Origin of the sequence: Edwardsiella tarda ATCC 15947 = NBRC 105688 (assembly GCF_003113495.2) — a bacterium.
Lineage (GTDB): Bacteria > Pseudomonadota > Gammaproteobacteria > Enterobacterales > Enterobacteriaceae > Edwardsiella > Edwardsiella tarda.
Genome location: NZ_CP084506.1, coordinates 2,174,844 through 2,195,731, shown reverse-complemented (window position 1 = coordinate 2,195,731; position 20,888 = coordinate 2,174,844). Strand labels below are relative to the sequence as shown.

17 protein-coding genes and 4 pseudogenes are annotated in these 20,888 nt (G+C 52.9%); 8 read left to right on the top strand and 13 right to left on the bottom strand.

Features of this window, described 5'->3' with window-relative positions; all coding sequences use genetic code 11:
- Positions 1–87 precede the first annotated feature (87 nt).
- Positions 88–393, top strand: coding sequence for a YceK/YidQ family lipoprotein (locus DCL27_RS10200; protein WP_005284663.1), 306 nt, complete (start codon positions 88–90; stop codon positions 391–393).
- A 54-nt stretch (positions 394–447) separates the two neighbouring features.
- Here DCL27_RS10200 and DCL27_RS10195 read toward each other — a convergent pair whose 3' ends face one another.
- On the bottom strand, positions 448–1,716 hold the full coding sequence (locus tag DCL27_RS10195) for a M20 family metallo-hydrolase (protein ID WP_005293039.1): 1,269 nt from the start codon (positions 1,714–1,716) through the stop codon (positions 448–450).
- 18 nt (positions 1,717–1,734) lie between these two features.
- Positions 1,735–3,012 carry a C4-dicarboxylate transporter DcuC gene (gene dcuC, locus DCL27_RS10190; protein WP_005284671.1) on the bottom strand — a complete coding sequence of 426 codons (1,278 nt, stop codon included), beginning with the start codon at positions 3,010–3,012 and terminating at the stop codon, positions 1,735–1,737.
- A gap of 137 nt (positions 3,013–3,149) precedes the next feature.
- On the opposite strand from dcuC (DCL27_RS10190), the gene DCL27_RS10185 reads away from it, so the two are divergent.
- Positions 3,150–4,064 (top strand): LysR substrate-binding domain-containing protein, encoded by a 915-nt coding sequence (locus DCL27_RS10185; protein WP_005284674.1) that lies wholly within the window; start codon positions 3,150–3,152, stop codon positions 4,062–4,064.
- Between the two features lie 345 nt (positions 4,065–4,409).
- On the opposite strand, the gene DCL27_RS10180 is transcribed toward DCL27_RS10185, so the two are convergent.
- The 5 genes from DCL27_RS10180 to iadA form a co-directional block, all read right to left on the bottom strand.
- The gene (locus tag DCL27_RS10180; protein ID WP_005284678.1) at positions 4,410–5,129 is read right to left on the bottom strand and encodes an acid phosphatase; all 720 of its coding nucleotides are present in this window, start codon (positions 5,127–5,129) and stop codon (positions 4,410–4,412) included.
- A 116-nt stretch (positions 5,130–5,245) separates the two neighbouring features.
- Positions 5,246–6,088 carry a fumarylacetoacetate hydrolase family protein gene (locus tag DCL27_RS10175; protein ID WP_005284680.1) on the bottom strand — a complete coding sequence of 281 codons (843 nt, stop codon included), beginning with the start codon at positions 6,086–6,088 and terminating at the stop codon, positions 5,246–5,248.
- 31 nt (positions 6,089–6,119) lie between these two features.
- Complete coding sequence (locus tag DCL27_RS10170) at positions 6,120–7,478, bottom strand: 2-hydroxycarboxylate transporter family protein (RefSeq protein WP_005293044.1); 1,359 nt, start codon at positions 7,476–7,478, stop codon at positions 6,120–6,122.
- 303 nt (positions 7,479–7,781) lie between these two features.
- A complete protein-coding gene (dcuC, locus tag DCL27_RS10165) occupies positions 7,782–9,248 on the bottom strand; it encodes a C4-dicarboxylate transporter DcuC (RefSeq protein ID WP_005284692.1) in 1,467 nt (488 codons plus the stop codon).
- 4 nt (positions 9,249–9,252) lie between these two features.
- Positions 9,253–10,401: a beta-aspartyl-peptidase gene (gene iadA, locus DCL27_RS10160; RefSeq protein ID WP_005293048.1), complete on the bottom strand. Its 1,149-nt coding sequence runs from the start codon at positions 10,399–10,401 to the stop codon at positions 9,253–9,255.
- 265 nt (positions 10,402–10,666) lie between these two features.
- Here iadA and DCL27_RS10155 point away from each other — a divergent pair, with 265 nt between their 5' ends.
- The gene (locus tag DCL27_RS10155) at positions 10,667–11,566 is read left to right on the top strand and encodes a LysR family transcriptional regulator (RefSeq protein ID WP_005284701.1); all 900 of its coding nucleotides are present in this window, start codon (positions 10,667–10,669) and stop codon (positions 11,564–11,566) included.
- A 234-nt stretch (positions 11,567–11,800) separates the two neighbouring features.
- Here DCL27_RS10155 and DCL27_RS10150 read toward each other — a convergent pair whose 3' ends face one another.
- A complete protein-coding gene (locus tag DCL27_RS10150; protein ID WP_035598102.1) occupies positions 11,801–12,340 on the bottom strand; it encodes a DUF2058 domain-containing protein in 540 nt (179 codons plus the stop codon).
- A 276-nt stretch (positions 12,341–12,616) separates the two neighbouring features.
- Between DCL27_RS10150 and dbpA the strand changes: the two genes are divergently transcribed.
- Positions 12,617–13,990, top strand: coding sequence for an ATP-dependent RNA helicase DbpA (gene dbpA, locus DCL27_RS10145; protein ID WP_035598106.1), 1,374 nt, complete (start codon positions 12,617–12,619; stop codon positions 13,988–13,990).
- Between the two features lie 147 nt (positions 13,991–14,137).
- Here the strand turns inward: dbpA and DCL27_RS10140 are convergent, their stop codons facing one another.
- Positions 14,138–15,292 carry an HD domain-containing protein gene (locus tag DCL27_RS10140; RefSeq protein ID WP_035598109.1) on the bottom strand — a complete coding sequence of 385 codons (1,155 nt, stop codon included), beginning with the start codon at positions 15,290–15,292 and terminating at the stop codon, positions 14,138–14,140.
- A gap of 256 nt (positions 15,293–15,548) precedes the next feature.
- Between DCL27_RS10140 and DCL27_RS10135 the strand changes: the two are divergent.
- Positions 15,549–15,704 (top strand): annotated as a pseudogene (locus tag DCL27_RS10135) (IS5/IS1182 family transposase); the annotation flags it as partial.
- A gap of 48 nt (positions 15,705–15,752) precedes the next feature.
- Positions 15,753–15,889: pseudogene (locus tag DCL27_RS17780) on the top strand (integrase); the annotation flags it as partial.
- 100 nt (positions 15,890–15,989) lie between these two features.
- On the opposite strand, the gene DCL27_RS10130 reads toward DCL27_RS17780, so the two are convergent.
- Together DCL27_RS10130 and DCL27_RS10125 are read right to left on the bottom strand one after the other, a co-directional pair.
- Positions 15,990–16,736 (bottom strand): HNH endonuclease, encoded by a 747-nt coding sequence (locus DCL27_RS10130; RefSeq protein WP_109691514.1) that lies wholly within the window; start codon positions 16,734–16,736, stop codon positions 15,990–15,992.
- On the bottom strand, positions 16,737–17,918 hold the full coding sequence (locus DCL27_RS10125; RefSeq protein ID WP_109691515.1) for an AAA family ATPase: 1,182 nt from the start codon (positions 17,916–17,918) through the stop codon (positions 16,737–16,739).
- Between the two features lie 241 nt (positions 17,919–18,159).
- Between DCL27_RS10125 and DCL27_RS10120 the strand changes: the two are divergent.
- A pseudogene (locus DCL27_RS10120) lies at positions 18,160–18,324 on the top strand (integrase); the annotation flags it as partial.
- 14 nt (positions 18,325–18,338) lie between these two features.
- Positions 18,339–18,619 (top strand): annotated as a pseudogene (locus DCL27_RS10115) (tyrosine-type recombinase/integrase); the annotation flags it as partial.
- Positions 18,620–18,682: 63 nt separating this feature from the next.
- Here the strand turns inward: DCL27_RS10115 and DCL27_RS10110 are convergent.
- Positions 18,683–19,399, bottom strand: a complete 717-nt coding sequence (locus DCL27_RS10110; protein ID WP_080582859.1) for a HEPN domain-containing protein — start codon at positions 19,397–19,399, stop codon at positions 18,683–18,685.
- A complete protein-coding gene (locus DCL27_RS10105; RefSeq protein WP_109691516.1) occupies positions 19,399–20,514 on the bottom strand; it encodes a DUF262 domain-containing protein in 1,116 nt (371 codons plus the stop codon). Before DCL27_RS10105 ends, DCL27_RS10110 begins: the two co-directional genes overlap by 1 nt.
- Positions 20,515–20,888: the final 374 nt, after the last annotated feature.

Genomic DNA, 20,888 nt, shown 5'->3' with positions numbered 1-20,888 from the left:
AAAATCGGCACGCAGGATGCGCGCCGCTAGGTCGTTGGGACGATCTTGATTATCATCGATGCTTAGCGACATTTCAGGGAGATAAACATGAAACAGCGACTGTTGAGAGCTGTGTTGATCGGGGGTGCCGCGCTGTTGTTGGCGGGGTGCGGCAGCATTATGGGACGGACCACCATGCAGGATGGTCACACCTATTACCCCGGCGTGCGCAACGACATGGCGCGCGTCAGCGGATCCGGGAATTATGACTACGATTTTTTGACGCGCAGTCGCGCCTTTATCGATCTTCCCTTCTCCTTATTGGCCGATACCCTGTACGCACCGGTGGACTATTTTCATGGCCCCTATGACGGCAAGGGCGCCTCGGATGAGGCGACCCCGCCGCGACGCTGAGTGGCTAACGCCCGGCCAGCCATATGGTGTGATGAGCCGGGCGATCTGGGGGGTTTAGCGCTGGCAGAGGCGCTCGACACAGGCGCTAAAGAGAGCAACGCCCTGGCCCAGCACGGCCTCGTCAAAATCGAAGGCGGACTGATGATGGCCCGCCGTCAGATCGGCGCCCAGTACGATATAGGCCGCCTGGCCACCGTGCGCCTGTACTCGCTCCACCAGTAGCGTGGCATCCTCGCTGCCGCCAAAGCTGGCCTCTCCGATGCGCAGATCCAGCTGCTGGCTGGCGATATCCGCTACCAGCGTCATCAGCGTCGCATCGTTGTGGAGATCGACGGCGCTGCCCATTACCTGATGTTCGACCCGTAGCGCGAAGCTCTGTGCGATGCCCTCGGCGATACGTAGGACCTGTTGCTGCATATAATCATTGATGGCGCGGTTCTCCCCACGAACCTCTAACTGCATCTCGGCATAGGCGGGGATCACGTTACGCCCTTCGCCGGCACGTAGCGTACCGATGTTGATGCGTGACATCCCCGCGCTGTGTCGAGGGATCGCCAGGAGTTGGGTCACGCAGTGGCAAGCGCCCGCCAAGGCGTTGGCTCCCCCCTGAGGCATCATACCGGCATGCGCCGGGGCGCCGAAGAAACGCAGATCCAACTTGGTGGTGCAGAGAAAATCGCGTGGATCGACGACGATCTCGCCGCTGGGAACCCCCATGCCGATATGGGCCGAGAGGAAATAGTCAACATCGTCTAGGATCCCCCCTTCCGCGACCGGTTTGGCGCCGCGCACCCCTTCCTCCGCCGGTTGAAACAGTAGCTTCACCGTGCCGCAGAGGCGATCGCGTAATGCATACAGTGTCTGGGCGACGCCGAGCCCGATGGTCATGTGGCCGTCATGCCCGCAGGCATGCATGCAGCCGGGATGGCGCGAGGCGAAGCCGGCCGCCTGTGGCCGATGTTGCGGTGCCTCGCTTTCATGGACGGCGACGCAGTCGATGTCGAAGCGCAGGGCAATGGTTGGCCCCGGACGGCCCGTTTCCAGTAGGGCGACGCAGCCGGTTAATGCCTCCATCTCGGCCAGCAGTGCCGCCTCGACCGGGAAGGCCCGCGCGCGCGCTAGGCCTTGGGCCACCTCCTCCTCGTTACGTCCCTGGATATGCTCACGGGAGAGAAATGCCGCGCCCGGTAATACGCGGTAGCCCATGGCGCGTAACATCTCGATCAAACGGGCGGTGGTAATGAATTCGCTCCAGCCGGGCTCGGGAAGCTGGTGGAACATCCGACGCCATTGGCGTAGCTGCTCCGTATCGGAAAGGGTCATCATGATCTCCCTATAGCATTAAAGAAAAAATAGCGCGACGTACAACACGGCGACGATGGCGCCTGGCGCGGTGCGCTTGGCGATATCGACCGGACTGACACCCGCCAGCCCGGCGCAGACGATGGCGGCTCCGGCGAGCGGCGACATATTACGGCCGAGAGCCGAGGCGAGCATGACGCCAGCCCCCAGATTATTGACCTGATAGCCAAAATCACCGGCGTGCGGGGTGACGGCTTCGTTAAAGGCAAAGGCGGTGGCGTCGCCGGTACCGGTGATCAGCCCCATCAGAAAGGGGCCGAGGGTGCCGCCCCAGCGGGCGAACTCCGGCGAGTCGGTCAGCAGTTGGATGAACGCCTTGATTAAGCCGACGGCGTTGAGCCCCTCGATGAAGACGGCCGCGGCGATGATGATGCCGAGGATGTTGGCGTAGGAGGCGCCCATACCGTCGAAGAAACTTTTGGTCAGTGCGCTGGGGCTCACGCGTGTGATGAGTAACGCGTACAGAGAGCCGATGATCATCGCCGCGGGCACCCCCATTTTGCTACTGCCGAGCCAGCCCAGGCTGGAGCACACCAACAGGAGTACCGGGAGAAACGGGGCGAGGGTTTGGAGATAAAAACGCAGGTTGCGCAGCGGCTCCTCTTGCTCACGCGCTCCGTCTTGCAGGGTTGCACCATCCGGATGGTAGTTCAGACCGTGGCTGGCAAAGGCGACCAGGGTCAGGCAGACGGCGCAGATCACGGCGCAGATGATGGTCGTCGGGGCATGATAGAAGACGAAATCCATCAGTGGCGTCTTGGAAATATGGGAGATAAAGGCATTATGCGCCACGCCAGGATTCAGGTAGGCGCCCAGCGTGCCCGAGAGCACGGCGCCGCCGGCGATGGCGGGGTGGACGCGAGCGGCGATCAGCAGGGGGATCAGCGTAGCCCCCACCGCCGCCGAGACGCCGGCGGCAGAGGGGATGGCGATGCAGATGACGAAGGTGACGGCAACGGCTGTCGGCACCAGCAGAAAGCCCAGCTTGCTCAGACCGCGCGTTAATAGGCGGACCAAACACATATCGCAGCCGGTAAATTTCATCACATAGGCAAAGCCCATACTGCTACAGATAGACTCGATCAAGCCCGATGTGGTCATGCGCGTGGTGAACGCGTTGAATGCATTCATCGGCGCGAGGGAAATAATACATAATAGAATCCCAGCACCGATTAGTGTGGTGCGGGTGTCGTAGCGTTTAATCAATAAAATGACCGTGGCAATTAATACCGCGACGCCTAAGATTATTGTCAGCATAAAAATCGCTCCCCAGGTTGATGCTCTTTTTTATGATGGTTAAAGTCAGTATGATGCTTATAGATTTAACGGAAAATTGGTGGCAGGGTAATATGCTATTAGTTTTACGATGATAAAAAAAACTGATAGGGGGAGCGATGCGTTATTTGCCAAAAATACAACAATTGAAGGTATTTAATGAGGTGATCCGCAGTGGGAGTATTCGGGCGGCGGCGCGAAAGATGGATCAGTCGCAACCGGCTTTAACTCGTACACTCAAGGAGTTAGAGCACCATATGGGCGCGACGTTGTTGATCAGAAGCAACGAGGGCGTGACCCTGACGGATGCCGGGAAATCCTTTGCGATTCGTGCTCACTTGATTCTGGAAGAGTTAGAAAAGGCGGCGGAGGAAGTTGAGCAAATAACTAAGAATAGCCATGGCCATGTCGCCCTAGGTATTTCTTCGCTGTTCGGAATAACGGTGTTAAATAAAGTGTTGAATGATTTTAAACAGGGGTTTCCAGCGACCGTGATTAATGTTAAGGAAGCACAGCTTTCTACATTATTACCCAGTTTACGTGACGGGAGACTCGATTTTGCCATAGGGACATTGACGGATGAAATGCCACTGGGAGACTTTATTTCTATACCGTTATTTGATGCGCCATTTTGTATTGTCGCAAGGCGCGGACATCCGTTAGCGAATTGTCGTGAGTTAGCGGCATTATGTCAGGCCAAGTGGGTGATGCCGGAAACGGATATGGGCTATTACCATCATATCCGTTGCATTATCCCGTTCGACCACCCGGATAATCCGCACTACCCCATCTTGACGGATTCTACGGTGTGCATAATGAATCTGGTGATGAATGGTGACTACCTGACCATTCTGTCCCGGGCGCGTCTGCGTGAGGCGCGGTTCGGCGGGGTGCTGACGGCGTTACCGATCGAACAGTTCCATCTGCCGGTCGGGCATTATGGATTGATTTACCCGCGCAAGCGCCCGTTGACGCAAGCGGCGCAGGCGTTGATCGAACAGTTTCGCTGGCACTGCCAGCACCATGATTGGTAAGGGGGACAGGCCGCGTGTGGCGCAACGCGTTCACGACACCTCCCGCCGTCATCGTCGCACCGGGGCGCCTGCCTGTGTGAGCGGCCCCGTCGCACAGCGTCAAGCGCCTCGAGACGGAGGGCACCGCCCTGCCGCGTCGTCCGCTAGCATGATCTCCACGAGTACGCGGCTCGCCAGGCTGCCGCGTGGGATGTGGCGGGGGGCACTCACGCCGGGTGATAATATTTTCTGATACGGTGGGTGAGGATGGCGCAAGCGGCTTGCCCCCGCCTAACTGCATGCGCCGTTAGGCGGGTCGTCCAGCGCGCTGCCGTTGCCATGGGGAGTCCGTGGACGGGATAAGGCTCAGTGAGCGAGGCGTTGGAACTCCGCCTTGGCGGCGGCCAGATCGCGCTCGAACGACGGCTGTGCGTGCAGGCTCGCGACGAAGGCGGATCCCAATAACCGCCCCTGATCGACATCACTCTGCCAATGGGCGCCGCAGATCACTCGACTCTGGCCGAATTGATAGCCGCGTTGCAGTAATTCGTTCTGGCGTGCCGGGTTGATTTCGGCCAACACCAGCGCGACGGCCCAACCGAGCGTGGCATGGCCGGAGGGATAGGAGCCAGAGTTTGCCATCTCCTGATCATATTTGGGAGTGCAGGTATGCCCATGGTTAAACACGAATGGGCGCTGACGCCGGTAATGATCTTTGGCGGAGCGTAGGGTGGGGTTATGGCTATCGGCCATGATGTTATCGAGCAGCCGTGTAATGGCCGGTGTGGTTTTGGCGCTGATCGTCATGCCGAAGGCGGGGGAGAAGAGGGCCGGGATCTGTTTATAGTTGCCGTCGTTAGCCGCTTGCTCGATACGTTGCGCGCCATAGACGGCATCTTTCGCCTGGTAAACGGCCTGGTCTTGGAGAAAGGCGACAGAGTCGTAGCTCGGCGGAGGGGGGAGGATCTTGACCGCATCCGGTGCCGTTTGCGGGGTCAGGTAGACCCCCTGGGCGCTGGCGTAGGCGTGTCCGCCCAACAGTAGGGCGGTGGTCAATAGAAGAGCATGGTACTTATGACCCAACATAAATCGATCTCCAATAGATAACAGCCATGCGGCGCACCCAGTAGACCGCAGGCCGACTGGGAGAATACGCCGTCAGAGGGGGCGCACGGTCGTGTCCCGTGCGCAGCGGTGTGCCGTTAGAGTACGCCTTCGACGATGCGGTTACTGAGATGTCCCACACGTTCGATCTCGACTTCGACGCAATCACCCGGCTGCATAAACAGGGGAGGATGGCGTTTCTTGCCCACACCGCCCGGTGAACCGGTAATGATCACATCGCCGGGACTCAGCAGGGTAAAGGTGCTGATGTACTCCACGAGCTGGGCGATGGGATGGATCATCGCGGCGGTGTTGTCTTCTTGCACCACATGGCCGTTTAAGCGAGTAAGGATACGCAGCTGTTGAGGGTCGGGGATCTCGTCGCCCGTCACCAGCCACGGGCCGAAGGCGCCGGTCCGGCTCCAATTCTTACCGGCGGTGAACCAGCTATGCTGCCAGTCACGTACCGAGCCATCCATGTAGCAGCTGTAGCCTGCGACATGCTCCAGCGCTTGGCCACGGGAGATGTTGCTGCCCCCTCGGCCGATCACCACGGCTAATTCCCCTTCGTAATCGAACTGTTGCGATTGCGACGGTTTCAGCAGTGGGGTCATGTGCCCGGTCTGCGAGTCGGCGAACCTGACGAATAGCGTCGGCGCGGGATCTTGCTGATCGAACTCGCGGCGCTTATCCGGGTAGTTCATGCCGACGCAGAGGATCTTATTGGGATTATCGATCACCGGCAGGAAGGTGACCTCGATATAGTCGATATCGACCGGCTGCTGCTCGAATACACGGGCCTCCTCCAGCGCTTGGGCGCCGAGCAGGCTTTTGAGGTCGTCATAGTAGAGACCGAGGCGTCGCTTCAAGTCGATGATGCCTTCCGCTCGCGCGATGCCATAACTGCGTTGTCCACGATACAGATAACTAACGAGTTTCATAATAATGATGACTTAATCGGTTGAAGTAGGGTTACAGTAATACTTTGCCCAAAAATAGCAGGGCCAGGGAGACGTTAATGGCCCCACCGATACGCGTCGCGATCTGGGCGAAGGGCATCAGTGCCATACGGTTGCCTGCGGTCAGGATGGCCACATCGCCGGTACCGCCTTGTCCACTCTGGCAGCAGGAGACGATAGCCACATCGATCGGGTGCATCCCGATCCGTTTACCCACGATAAAGCCGGTGGCGACCAGGGTGACGACGGTGCTGACGATCACCGCGAGGTTCGCCAGCGTGAAGGCGTTAACCAACTCCTGCCAAGGGGTGATGGCGACCCCGACGGCGAACAGGATCGGGTAGGTGACCGAAGTCCGGAAGAAGTGGTAGACGATTTGCGAACCTTGCATGATGCGCGGTGAGACGCCGTGTGCCAACTTGATCAGGACGGCGACGAACAGCATGCCAACCGGTGCGGGCAGACCGATTAAACGGTGTCCCAGCATCCCGACCATGTACAGCAGCACCGCCAGTAGTGCGCCGGAGGCCAGGGCGGAGATATCGAGCTTATCGCTGCCGGTGTCGGTCAAGGCGGCCATCTGTGTTGCGTTATCCCCTGCGCGACGTGGCATCAGTTCGCCTTCTCCGGTCAGGTGTGGGAAGCGCTTGCCCAGCATGTTCAGCGATCCGGCAATCACGATGGCCGTCAGGCTGCCCAGCATGACGATCGGCAGGATACGCCCCAAGGCGACACCCTGTTGCATATGCAGTAGGGTCGCATAGCCCATAGAGAGCGGGATGGCGCCTTCGCCGACCCCCCCGGCCATGATGGGCAGGATGAGGAAGAAGAAGGTTTGGAACGGCGCGAGACCCAAGGCGTAACCGACGCCCATGCCGACCAGCATGCCGGCGATCTCACCGCAGAGCATGGGGAAAAAGATACGCATAAACCCTTGGATCAGGGTGCTGCGATTCATGCTCATAATGCTGCCGACGATAATGCAGCAGATATAGAGATAAAGAATATTGCTGCTTTTAAAAAATTGCGTGGTTGAAGTGACCACCGTCTGAGGTAATACCCCATAATAGACCATGGCCGAAGGAATAAAGGTGGCACAGATTGCCGCCGCACCCATTTTGCCAACGATCGGTAGCCGCTTGCCAAATTCACCACAGGCAAAACCGAAGAAGGCCAGCGTGGCAACCATGACCACGATATTATTCGGTAGACTATCATTGAGACAATCTACAGCAATTAATATACCAGCGAGAACAAATAACGGTAAGGGAATAATTCCCACACGCCAATTGTCCATGATGTTCCACCACAGCGTTTTCAGCGATGACGCGGGGTAGGTAAGCGAATTCACGTCTTGTTCGGATGTGTTCATTATGCAGCCCATTTATTTTTATGCGGGCAATATATATAGCATGCTAATTTTTTGTGAAAATGTGATCGCTGCGCGATCTGTCGTCAGATGTTTATTTTCTTATTCTATCTTAATTTATTTAATTAGAGTGATAGGGTAAAAAATGTTTTTTATTTATTTAAAGGAGAATATACCGGTTATTAATTGGTGGTATCGCTTAGCTTATTGATCGATAAGCGTAAGGCTCGGCATTAAGGTATTAACCAGTGGTGAGGGAAATAAACGAAAAAAACGACTCCCAGAGTATGGGAGTCGTTGGGGCGATTAGCCGGCGTGTTGCTGGCTAGTATTTTTCTTGCGCGCCATGGCGTATAGGGCAGCGATCATGATGATCATGATCAGGGCGATGAAAGGCAGTACCGATAACAGTTGCCCGGAGCGGTAGAAGGTCAACAGCAGCATGAAGCACCAACCGCCGAGCATCGGGATGAGGGTACGGCGTACGATATCGACCTGTGAGATGCCGGCGATGCCGGCGACGGCGATGATCACCCCGGCGATCGGCGAAATGGTGCGTCCCATACCGGCGGAGATCTGCACCGGCAGGATCATCTCGGCGGTACTGCCGCCGACGCGCTTGGCGATATCTGGCAGCATCGGTGCGAATGAGAAGAAGGCGGCGTTGCCGGAGCCCATCAGCGCGGCGATAGTGAAGGTTAACAGGGCCATCAGCAGCACCACCACGCCACTACCGAATCCGGCGTTGCTGGCCAGTTCCAACAGGTCATGCACCGCACCGATCGACTTCAACCCCTCGGCGAAGGTTTGGCCGGCGACGATTAAGGTCACCACGGTGGCGAACACCTTACCCATGTTGCTAAAGACCACGCTGAGTCCCGCCATGACGGGCTTGGCGGCACGGAAGCGCAGGTATTCACACAGCATGGAGAGCGCGACGCTGATCAACACGGCGGTATTCATGTTGATGATGATTGTACCGACGCCTAACTTGCTGAAGGTCAACATAAAGAACAGCGGCAGCATGGGCAGCAACACATAGTGCAGCGGGGCGTCGCTCTGCGTCTCCTGTAGCTTCTCCTGATCCAGATTAACCTCTTCGGCCATGGCACCGTCGCGGCGGTCGAAGTAGCGTTGCACCAGGATGTGCAACAGTGCGACCACCAGGATGGTCAATACGGCGACGGGTAACTGCTGGTGGATAAAGTATTCGGTGATATCCACCCCCGAGGTTTGCGCCGCCATGATGGAGTTGCCGGATCCCGGGCCGAATTCGATGGCACAGGTACTGGCAAGCACCGCCGCCGCCGCCGCGCGGCTACAGCCCAGGCGCGTCAGCACCGGATACAGGGTTGCCATCAACAGCAGGCTTAACCCCGTGGCGCTGGTGATAAACAGCGACAGCGTCTGGCCGAGGATAAAGGCGATGCCCAGCAGCAGGTAGGGAGAGTTGAGGCGCTGCAATGGGCGTGCCGTCACGCGTACCAGCGCCTGGCTGGCGCCGATGGCGGACATATACATGGCAAAGCCGCCGATCAGCATGATTTGCAGACCGAGCCCACCGCCCATCTTTTGGAACAGCTGGTTAATGTACTCCAGCAGATCGAAGCCGATCCAACCGGTTGACTTGCTAATAAAGGTGGCGTCATTGGTGAAGACGGCGATGGCCATCATCACCAGGCCGCTCAGTAATAATACCGCCTGGGGATTATAGTTTTTTAAGATCAGGCGCCCGGCAAATAGCACGGCGCACAGCGCGATCAGTAGACTCATTCTCTCAGTTTCCTTGTTCAAAGTTACCCATGGCCAGATACTCCTCTCCCTTCAGCATCAAGCGGCCACGGGCATAGACGCGTTCGGGGCGCAGATTATCGTCGAATAGACACAGGTCTGCATCCTTTCCGGGTAAAATTCTGCCTTTATCGATTCCCAGGGCCTCGGCGACGTTGGAGCTGACCATCGCCAGCGCCTGGGCTAGAGGAATCTGCTGATCGACCAGTTGCGGCAACAGCAGTAGGTTACCGTCGAGCGGTGCCGCCTCCAACGCCACCATATTGCCCTGCGCATCGAAGCGCGGCATGCTGCCGTTACCGTCGGAGCTGATGGTGATCCGGTCGGCGGCGACACCCGATTCGAGTGCCAACTTCACCGCACAGGCCGGTTCCAGGAAGCGGCTACCACCGGAGGTGACATCGATGTGACCACCGGCGCGGGCGAAGGCGATGGCGTCGGCGAACAGCGCCTCGGTACGCGCCACATGGGTCGGCGAGATGTGATGGATGGGCAGGCCACGCGCCAGCAGCTCGTTGATCTGCGCAAAGGCATCGGGCAAGGCGCCGAGATGAATGTGTAGCAACCCCTTCTTGCCCGCCAGTAGGGCGGCGACCCGAATATCGGAGACGATGCGCAGCAACTCTTGGCTGGTGGGGAAGGAGCCACGGTGGTCGGCCAGGGCGATCTTCACGCCCAATACCCGCTCGATGAAGGCGATGTCGTCGCGGATGGTGCCGCTGATGGTCCGCGTCGGTAGCTCGTAGGAGCCGGTATGCATATAGGCGCTTAATCCTTCCCGATTCAGCCCCTGCATCTTGGCGTACAGATCCTTGGGTGAGCGTGAGATCCCATCGGTCCCGAGGACACCCACCACACAGGTGGTGCCTGCGCGCACGAGGCGTGACAGCGAGACCGCCGGGGTGCGGCTGGCGAAGCCGCCCTCACCCCCGCCCCCGATCAGATGCACATGCTGGTCGATGAGGCCGGGGGCTAATATCTTGCCCCGACAGTCGATCACCTCGCACTGGCCGGGTAGGGCGGCCACCTGTAACGCGGTATCGATGGCGACGATTTTTTCACCGCACAGCAGCACATCTTGACGCCCCAGATAGCGGGGTTGGTAGACTTCGGCATTCTTCAGCAGGGTAAACATGGGCATCTCTCCTGGTTGTGGCGTTATGCGTGCGTCACCGATGAGGGCTCGGCGGGCGGCGCGTGGGGAATGGCTGGCGGTCGGCGCGGGCACAGCGGCAAATACTTGTGGCGCGCTACGCCTGGGGGTGGTGCAAGGGTGGCGCAGTACGATTTCGTGCCGCACTGCGCAGGAATTTATTGAGATAAAATATAATATCGCCACGCTTTATGTGACTATTGCTTATTGAGCATGGGGTTATGCCGTCAGAACATAGGATGTCGTGATGGATGTAAAATGGTTGGAGGATTTTCTTAGCCTGTATCGGCTGGGGAACTTTTCGGCGGCGGCCAAGGCGCGTAATGTCACACAACCGGCATTCAGCCGCCGCATTCGGGCCTTAGAGATCTGGTTAGGGGTGCCGCTGTTCGATCGCAGTAGTAATCCCATCGCGCTGACCCCCTATGGTGAGAAGTTTCTCCCCTCCGCCGAGGATATTCTGGCGCGCATCCACGATGTGAAGTTCGATTTTGCCCAACTGGCGGTGCAGTCCGATGAGACGGTACGTATCGTCAGCCTGCATACTTTTGCCGTCAACGTGTTGCCCGCGCTGCTCGACGCGCTCGGCGAGGCGTTGGCGGGGATCAATGTGGTGGTCAATCCGGGGTTGCAGGGGGTGGATAATCACTTTAATACCCTGCTGGAAAACAGCGCCGATCTGTTGATGGTATATGATATCGACGGCGCACGCCCGAACGCCGTCGAGAGGGAGGGGTTGCAGGCACACCTGTTGGCCCACGAGACATTGATTCCGGTGATCTCGCGTAACCTCGCCGCGCGCCAGGATGCGACACAACCGTTGCCTTATCTGGCCTACAGCGACTTCTCCTTTATCGGCCGGGTGGTGGCGCCGCTATGTCGTCAGGCACCCAGGGCGTTGGCGAAGTGCTACGAGACCAGCATGAGCGAAGGGCTCAAGCATATGGTGCTGCGCGATCGGGGCCTGGCCTGGCTGCCGCTCTCGATGATCCACCAGGAGTTAGCTCAGGGGGTGATTTGCAACGCCTTTCCTGACCATCCTCAGCTCAGTTGTTGTTTACCGATCCTACTGTATAAACGGCGCGAGAGCTGTCGCCCGGCGGTGGAGCGTTTCTGGCAGGCGGCGACAGCCTGTTGCCTACCTTGAGCCGCGCCTCGCGGCGGGATGTCGGGGGGATGGGCGCTTAGCCGTGTCGGCGGCGGTCATGGTGCGGGCTCACTCGGCCGAGGCGTAACCGGTGTTCGGGTCGGGATGATCTCGTTGGGGGGGCGGGCGCCGATGCGCCTGGCATCCGTTCATCCCGACCCACGCCGCCTGAGGCGCGACAAAGGTCGCGCGGGCGATCCCCGGCTCATCCTCCCTTGAGGCAGGCCGCCTGGTTTACCACATCAGATCATCCGGCACCTTAAAGTCGGCGTACGGATCGTCCTCATCCTGCGCCTCCTGACTCAGGGCGCTGTGCAAGACGATGCTCTCGGCGTCCCGCTGCGCAATCTTATCGGCGACGCTCGCCGGGATCACCGCGTACTCCGTGGTACCGTTACTGTCGATGGCGAGACGCGCGATGGCGAGACGACCATTGACCAACTGGCTGTGTGTCAACTTATCGAGGGTGATTTTCTTGATGAGGTTGCCATCGGTAAAGTTAAAGTCGATATCGCCTTTTTTCAGGCTGATTCTATTCATTTCGATCAGTTGCTTCACCTGGGCTTTAATTTCTTTCGCCAGGGTGGCCTGCTTCTGCTGTTCGCTGAGCTGCTTGTCCCGTTCGAGTTGTGCCTGTTTCTTTTCTTCCACCGCTTCGCGCGCCTCTCGGGCCTGGACGCGTGATTTTTTTGCCGTTCTCTGGACTTTGGCTATCTTCTTACTGGTCACCAGTCCCGCTTTTAACAGCTGCTCTTGCAAGGTCAGTTTGGTCATATTGGTATCTAAATCTGCTAAGTTATGCCAAGGATTATACCTGTAATCCTACGCTCTGTAGCAAGTCGTCGGGGAAAATGAGGCTCATCGGGAGGCGAGTCGGCTCCACTCCCGCCGTGTTGGGACGAGACGCGTGCCCCCAGGAGGGCGGTACGCTATACGCCGTGACACCCAGAAAAAATCCCGCCAGCGCCGAGACGATTGGATGGTATCATGTCGCCTCGACGTCCGGGCAATAACGCTCGGGCGGCTTTTCTACCCGCTGAGACTATCATTGTGACCTCCTTTGCCGAACTGAATGCCCTTTCCGCCGAACAACTCAATAACCTCAAGGAGCTGGGTTACCAGACCATGACGCCGGTACAGGCGGCGACCCTGCCAGCGATTCTGGCGGGTAAAGATGTCCGTGCGCAGGCGAAGACCGGGAGCGGGAAGACGGCGGCGTTTGGGCTCGGTCTGTTACAGCATATTGATGCTAGCCAGTTTATTACCCAGTCACTGGTACTCTGCCCGACCCGTGAACTGGCCGATCAGGTGGCGAATGCCTTACGCAATCTGGCGCGCTGCATACCGAATATTAAGGTGCTGACACTGTGCGGTGGCCTGCCGTTCAGCGTGCAACGTAACTCATTGACCCACGCGCCGCACATCATCGTCGCCACGCCGGGCCGACTGCTCGACCATCTGCAAAAAGAGACCGTTAGCCTGGCCGCCTTGCAGACACTGGTCCTGGATGAGGCGGATCGGATGTTGGATATGGGCTTCGCCGAGGCTCTCGACGAGGTGATCGCCTGGGCGCCGGAAAAGCGCCAGACGCTGCTGTTTTCCGCCACGTGGCCATCGACGATCGCCGCCATCAGCCGCCGTATCCAGCGCGATCCGCTGAGCATCGAGATCGATACCGTCGATGCCTTGCCCGCCGTGGAGCAACGCTTTTATGAGGTCGCCCGTAGCGCGAAGCTCGGCCTGTTGCAGACGCTGTTAAGCCAGTATCAACCCGCCTCCTGTGTGGTGTTCTGCAATACCAAGAAAGATTGCCAGGCGGTGGGGGATGCATTAAATGACGCGGGTCAGAGCGTGCTGGTCTTGCATGGGGATATGGAGCAGCGGGAGCGTGACCAGACATTGGTCCGCTTCGCCAATGGCAGCAGCCGGGTGCTGGTGGCGACGGATGTGGCGGCGCGAGGGCTGGATATTAAGGCTCTGGAGATGGTCATCAACTACGAACTCGCCTGGGATCCCGAGGTGCATGTGCATCGCATCGGGCGTACCGCCCGTGCTGGCGAAAGCGGATTAGCCATTAGCTTCTGTGCACCGGAGGAGGCCCAACGCGCCAGCGTGCTGGAGGAGATGCTGGGTCTCAACCTTAACTGGCAACCGCTACCGAGCGGGGTACGCGTCGTCCCGCTGGCGGCGGCGATGGCGACCCTATGTATCGATGGCGGCAAGCGCGCCAAGATGCGTCCAGGCGATATCCTCGGGGCATTGACTGGCGATCTGGGGCTGGAGGGGGCGGATATCGGTAAGATCGATCTCCATCCGACCCACGCCTATGTCGCCGTGCGTCAGGCGGTCGCCCGCCAGGCGTGGAAGCGTCTACAGCAGGGGAAGATCAAGGGCAAGGCGGTTAAGGTTCGCCTGCTGAAGTAACGGCGACGAGCCGCGATGCCGGATGTGCCCGCGCCCGGCGCTCGGGCCGCGTGGTCCTTCGCGTGGTGAGCGACGGCGCGGCCTGCAGATAGGGCGCGAGCGGTGACGGGGCGCGATGGCGCCCCTTTGATCCTGCAGAGATCGCGCTTATGCCGCGGCCACGACGCCGTGCATCAATGCCCGGACCGCGCCCTCGCCTTGGGTCAGATAGGCATGATGCACACGCATCGCGCTGTGCGCCGAATACAGCCGGTTGCGTAGCGCATTAAAGGCGTCGCCATCCGGTGCGATGCCATAGTCTTGGCGGGCGAGGTGTTGCAGGAGCGGTAGGGTTTGCTTCACCGCCGGGCCCGAGAGGACAAAGTCATGATCGCCCAGATGGCAAATATACCCCTCTTGCTGGGCAATATTCTTCAGGGTCAGGCCGTTGCCTCGCTGGGCGACTAATCCATAGGCGACGGGGTCGCGGCCCGCAATGATGGCGGCCGCCGCGAGCCAGCCTGCGATCTGCGCCTCACTCTCGGCATTGGAGGGCGGTTGGTGCGCGCAGGCCGTCGCGACCACCAACTCTGGCGGCAGCTTCCGGTAAATCAGCTCGGCAAGGGATAAGATATGGTGTTCGCCGGTACCGGCCAGTGTCTGCTCCTGACGGCTGGCATGATCCGCCTGCCACTGAAAAACATACGGCTTATGCAGATCGTGTAGCAGCTGGGCGGCGAGCGCAATGTCACGCTCAACCTGGTAGCCATAGACATCGATATAGGTCGCGATGATCCCGTTAGTGATCGCGACATTGGCCGCGACATGGGTCGCGAGTCCACCTGGGTAGGCATGATGACTCTGGTAACCGCTTCCCGGCGCGCTGAAAAACGCCTCACCATCGTTACGCTGTGTGGGAAGAGGGGGAAGAAAATCTGTCTCCTGGGCGTCGGTGTAGCCTTTCGCACGGAGCTCCTGCCAAACGGCGCGGCGTTCATCGCTACTCATGCGGGCGATAGACAGCGGCACCGGCTGGCGATAGAGCGCGCCGATCGTCTGCTGCAACGCCTGATCCTGGATAGTGGCGATCTGTTCTTGTAAATAGTCCCGCGCCTGTTGAATGAGCGGTGAGCTCGCGGCCATCTCTTCCGGTGTTAGCGCACGACATTCTGCTAGGCTTATCGGCTGTAGCGCGGCGGGCATGACCCGATCGCTGAGCGGTGGTGAGACGCGCGTCTCGGCATGGATTGGCGGAAGAAAGAGGGCGGCGGTTGCGACGCTGGCGCTTTTGAGAAAGTGTCGCCGTATGGGGTCATAGATCATCGTTTATCCCTTATCGAATGGGTCTATTGTCATTTGTCATGGGCAAAAAGCGTAACAGCGCTTTATGACGCGGCGATGAATGGCGATGACCCTGTACGTACCATCGTGGGGCGTGGGGGAAGTGTGTGACTGTGCAGCCTGAACAGGCGGGAGGCTGCTTTAGTGGCAGGGGCTGCGTCAGTCCGGAGGGCTTTGAACGGGCCTCATTGTGAGGACAGAATTTGTCTACGGTTTTGGGGTCAGTCCACGTCGCTAGATAGCGGAAACGGCGATGTACAGGGTGAAACAGCTATTCGAAGGTTCGTTGACGCAGCGTGATTATGATGGGCAGGTTGCGGAGGCTATGGCCATGGTGCGTTCGCTGAACAAAATGACGAAGGCAGGTATGCCAGAAAGCGTTCGTATTACCTAAAAACACGACCCGCTACGGGGATCCTTGCCAGAAACCTGATTTATGCAACAAAGCCCAGATAAGGCTGAAGCAACATATCAACGTGGGACGTTATGGCCTAAGCGGGTGGGGCGCTGATGGATGAGTGGACGGGGGTTTGTTTTGCAAACATATTAACCCCACTAAGTGATGTTACTATGTTATGACAGGCTTGGATGTTCTCAGCCTGTCATAGATAATCAAAATATGTGAGTGACACAGAATAATTAATTCCGTTTACTCATATAGCAGAATGACACTTTTATATTAAGCTGTTGTTGGTAATTGTATATTGCTTGACCTTATGTGAAGGTTCTCCATATCTTCATCCCATAACTCATGAGCTATCATATTATCCCGTAAAGTCAGATAATCCTCGCTCGTATGTAATATAGTAGCCGATACTGCGGAAAATATGGCACTTCTTTGACATTCTTTAAGTATCCCTCTAACAGTACCGATTAACTTTCTTTTATTTGTGCTTGTTGAATTTGAAAGATACACCTCAAATAAAGTTAAAGAATCCTCTATTTTTTCCGCGATTATAGCTCCTGTTTCACATCTTGGTTTAACCAAGTGTTCTCTATCGTTAAGATTTAAAACATCTATAGTCAGAATACCTTTCTCATTTCTTCCTTTCATTCTGAAATTTTTAATATAAAAAAACTCTGCCGGGAGTTCCTCAAAAGGATTAACTATTGGTTCTTGGACAACATCATGAGTCCCTTTAGAACCATTACAATGACGACATGAAGGTAATAGGTTACTCCACTCTATTACATCATCAGGGTAATCATTCTTATCTTTAAAATGCTCCACCTCATGATATGTGCTTTTTTCACCAAGCTTAACCTCACAGTATGCACATTTTTTATCACTTAACTCCATCAACGAATTTTTTACATCATCATGATGCCATACATGAGTACCGCTGCTCTTAAATTTTTCAGTTAAACGACTAACATTATGAGGAGAAAAGAATAAAGGTGTAAAATTTCTTTCCAGCTTAATCATTTATTTATTGCCCTCCTCGATTACTGAGGAAAGATCAATGCTAAGCATTTTTCTAAGCACATTTGCTGGATGAAGTGCCCTATCTAATTCTTTATAAATGCGCTCTGCTTCAATTTTATTCTCCTCATCAATAGCTTGATCAAATGCAGCAAGCATATTTTGTAATTTCTTACTTCTTGTGTCCTCCATCCCCATTACATCTTTGAGTACCTCATCTAATGTCCATCCTGTATAACCAAACTCATTACTTGGGAGTTCTCTGACGTATGTATATCCATTACTATCTGTTCCTAATGCAATTATCTGATTAGGTTCTGCATTTTGTATAATGTGAGGACTATGAGTAGTAACTATAAATTGTGTTGCAGGAAATGTGCCTCGCAAAACAGAAACAATTTTAGACTGCCATTCAGGGTGAAGATGCATTTCCAGTTCATCAATCAACACAATGCCATCAAAATACTGTGCTAAACAATTTTCATCAGGCATTCTTAGTTCAATCTCTTTGATTATACCGAATAAAATACTCAGACATGATTTAAATCCTGATGACAAATATTCATACCAAATTTCCCCATTCGGAGTAGACACGAAAACATCAAATTTTTTTGCATCTACGCGAGAAAATTTATATTCAGCATTAAGCAGCGAAAAACATTTTTTTGCCAACTCCAAATTAACTTTATTATTTTCACTTAATGCTTCTGGTGTATTAACGAACAGGCAGCGTTTTGCGAACCAATTTTTCATATCCGCAACCGAAATTCCGTTAGTCAAAAGTGTGTATATGCTATGATCTTGTCTTTCCTCATCTTTAGAAATATTAGATAAAGATACATATTTGAACATTCTAGAAATGCTCAAATAAATCACTTTCCTTCCTGACTCGCTTAAGCCACTAATATATGAATAATCCTCAGGATTGAACTGTTCAAGGGAAATGTGATTCTCTCTAATATTGTCACAATCATTTAATACGGTATTTATCTGACCATCAGTAGACTGAGCATGTCTTTTAAGGACATAGCTGTTTGTAGCAATAAAACTATGTGCTACGGAATCTAAAATTGTGGTTTTCCCGATCCCATTTGGTCCACAAATAATATTCATACTTGCATCAAAATTAATTATTGCTCTTTTTATACCACCAACATCTTTGATATCAATTTTTTGTATTTTCATTAATACCCTCTACTTTACAAACCAGTAAATGATGACTATACTATTGAATAGTAGTTATTATACATCAAAATAATTGGATAATAAACAACCAGATTACATGCAATAATTAACATTTTCTATCAGCGCATACTAACACTAACCTAAGATATCGTTAAGATTGTAAAAAGATGCTAGCTCAAATAACGTCTTCGATGATACAGTGATGTCTTACAAAAGATGAATTCCTCCTAATGCCGCTTAACTGTCAGTGTTGAAACGCATGAGATATCCCAACTTAACGCAGAATGGGTTCAGATCAACATTTCGTGATTGGGCAGGCAAGACTATATAATATCAACATAGGACGTTGTGGCCTCAGTGTGTGGCGCTGATGGATGATTGGACGCGATATTGCTTTGCCGCTTAACTGCTCTGTTTACAAATACCATCAACAAAGCCCTGCGCAATCAATATGGGCTATGGCACGAAGCAGGACATCATTGGCACGGCTTCCGCACACTTGCATGTTGTGCCTTAATTGAGTCTGGTTTGTGGTCAGAAGACGCTGTAGAGCTTTAGATGAGCCACAAGGAAAGCAACAGCGTCCGTGCTGCAAGGCCAAGCACTTTGATCAGCGCCGTTTGATGTTGCAGTGGTGGGCTGATTTCCTTAATGTTAACAGCAATGCTATGGTCAGGCCATTTGAGTTTTCTCATATATGATAAACACAGAGGCCAAAGATGGCTTCAACTAAAATGCGGCTAAAGACATTAGCCGCAATAATATTAAACAATTAATAATTCTGTTTTCCAGTATTTACTACCACTTTTAGCACAAATATGTGTATATAATATTCTATCGAGAATTTTAACAATCTCTTTTACATTATTTAAGTTACCAATAACAGTGCCTTTCGTAATATTAGTAGAAGAATAAGAATGAGCTAATTCCGTACGGCTATCAGAAAAAGATTGAAGCATGAGTTCATAATCCTTTTTACCTTTCATAGCCATAGCTTTAAATATATCTTTAATTCCAAATCTATTAAAAATAATTTTAATATTTTTTTTAGATGGATATTTTTTATCCATGATTAGCTGTTTTGAGACAATAACTGGTTTAACAGGGCAACCTGGTGAAGTTAACACCTGAAGTTTATCTTTACACTTATTCAAGTCGCTCATCATTATGGACTCTGAGCCATGTGATATGTAATTTATGAAATTTTTCTCTTGGTTTTTAAATAAAGAGAATAATATAATCTCATCAGGTAAGTGTGAAAGACATCCGTTATTGTTATTAAGCATATCAATCCAATCTTCCAAAACCTCCTTAATGTAATCTTCGAATGCAGCGGATGCTCTGAATATCGCGTTATTATAAACACTATGTACAATGTCTGATCTTAGCTCTTTTATCTTTGATACATAGCGAACCTGTTCGAGCAAACTTAAATGAATCTGCTCGAATTGCTTCCTAGATGCACTTTTAACGTATGCCATCAGTCGAAATACCGTTCAATGAATGCTTTCATTGTGCTAATACGATAATGAACTAATTGCGTTGCTGACGTGCCAGAAGTAATCGACTCATTAAAACGTTCCTCTGATATAATTCTCTGGAAATTTATTAAAAAATCATTAAGCGCTATGCCATTCAATTCATTTACTAAATTCTGATTAAATCTTGATGTCATAAAGCCGACAATAAGAGCATCAAATAATGCAGAGTTAAAGTTTTTCACTTGCGGTTCTAAGTTTTCATTTAGGACTCTAAATGCTTTTTTGCCGAACAATTTATTAATGCAGTTCAATGCCCTAAGAAATCTACTACGCCATTCTAAAGCAAGATTAGGTTCAATATATTGATTTTCAGAACTAAAGGTATTAAGAAATTTCTTTAACGGTTTCCTGTATGGTGTGGCAGAAAATGAAAGCGCAAAAGCTCTTAATATGAGCTCATTATTCTTCATTCGCGTATCATTTTTAATGCCTGTCAACTCTTTCCACACTTTTTCTTCACTTACTTCATCAATCATAGTAAATAATGGGCCATGATAAACGCCATGGCGTACCTCTTGGGGATTTAATTGCACAGCACCAGTATTAATCCTTTCAAAGACATCAATTTTAATTTGAGGGTGAGTTTCTTTTAATATAGTTATACATCTCAATGTTCTATTTAAAATATGTCTGCGAAATCTCGCATCCAAAGATGAAAACAAATTCCCTTCTAATTCTGGGTATGCTGTCAGTCCCTGTAATTCAAAGCCATCCTCAATAAAAAGCTTAATTGAAGTCAATCGTTGATTGCCATCAATAACAGATAAGCTTTCGTCTTTCTCTTGATTCAAATAAATAACGGGAATAGGGCATTGGATTATTAAAGATTCGATCAATCTTGATGCCTGTCCTCTATTCCAAACATACTTCCTTTGAAAATCAGGAATAAAAACAGCACCACTTTTTAAATAATCAACCAGTGTTGATATTGAAAAATCATAAGTTTCTGTATGCAACCGGCGCTGCTCTGGGGGAATATCAACTATGGAAACATCATCATCATCAAATACTGGGAAAAGTTTGTCCGCAAGTTTTTTTGCATCATTAACAGACATAGTAGGACCTCATTAAAAGAATTGAATATATGTTACATTAATGAGTAGGAAAAATAAACACCACTACAACCTCTCAAGGATAACTTAGTGAGTATAGAAGCATTAGTCATAGCACAATATATAGTTACATTAATTATAATTAACATTTAAATAGTTTCAGCATCTTTTTTGCAATTGATCTATTTGAACTACCTTATACGCACAAAGTTCTGATTATTCATGGTAATATCAAACAAAATCAATGGATTAGTACCTTGAGTGAGTGTAATTTATGTTCAAAAAATAAGTGAGCCATCCATTAAAGAAGCGTACAGTGTCCGTACGCTGTGTATCCCCACAAAGCCAAGCACCTGAACCAACGTATTATGATGCTA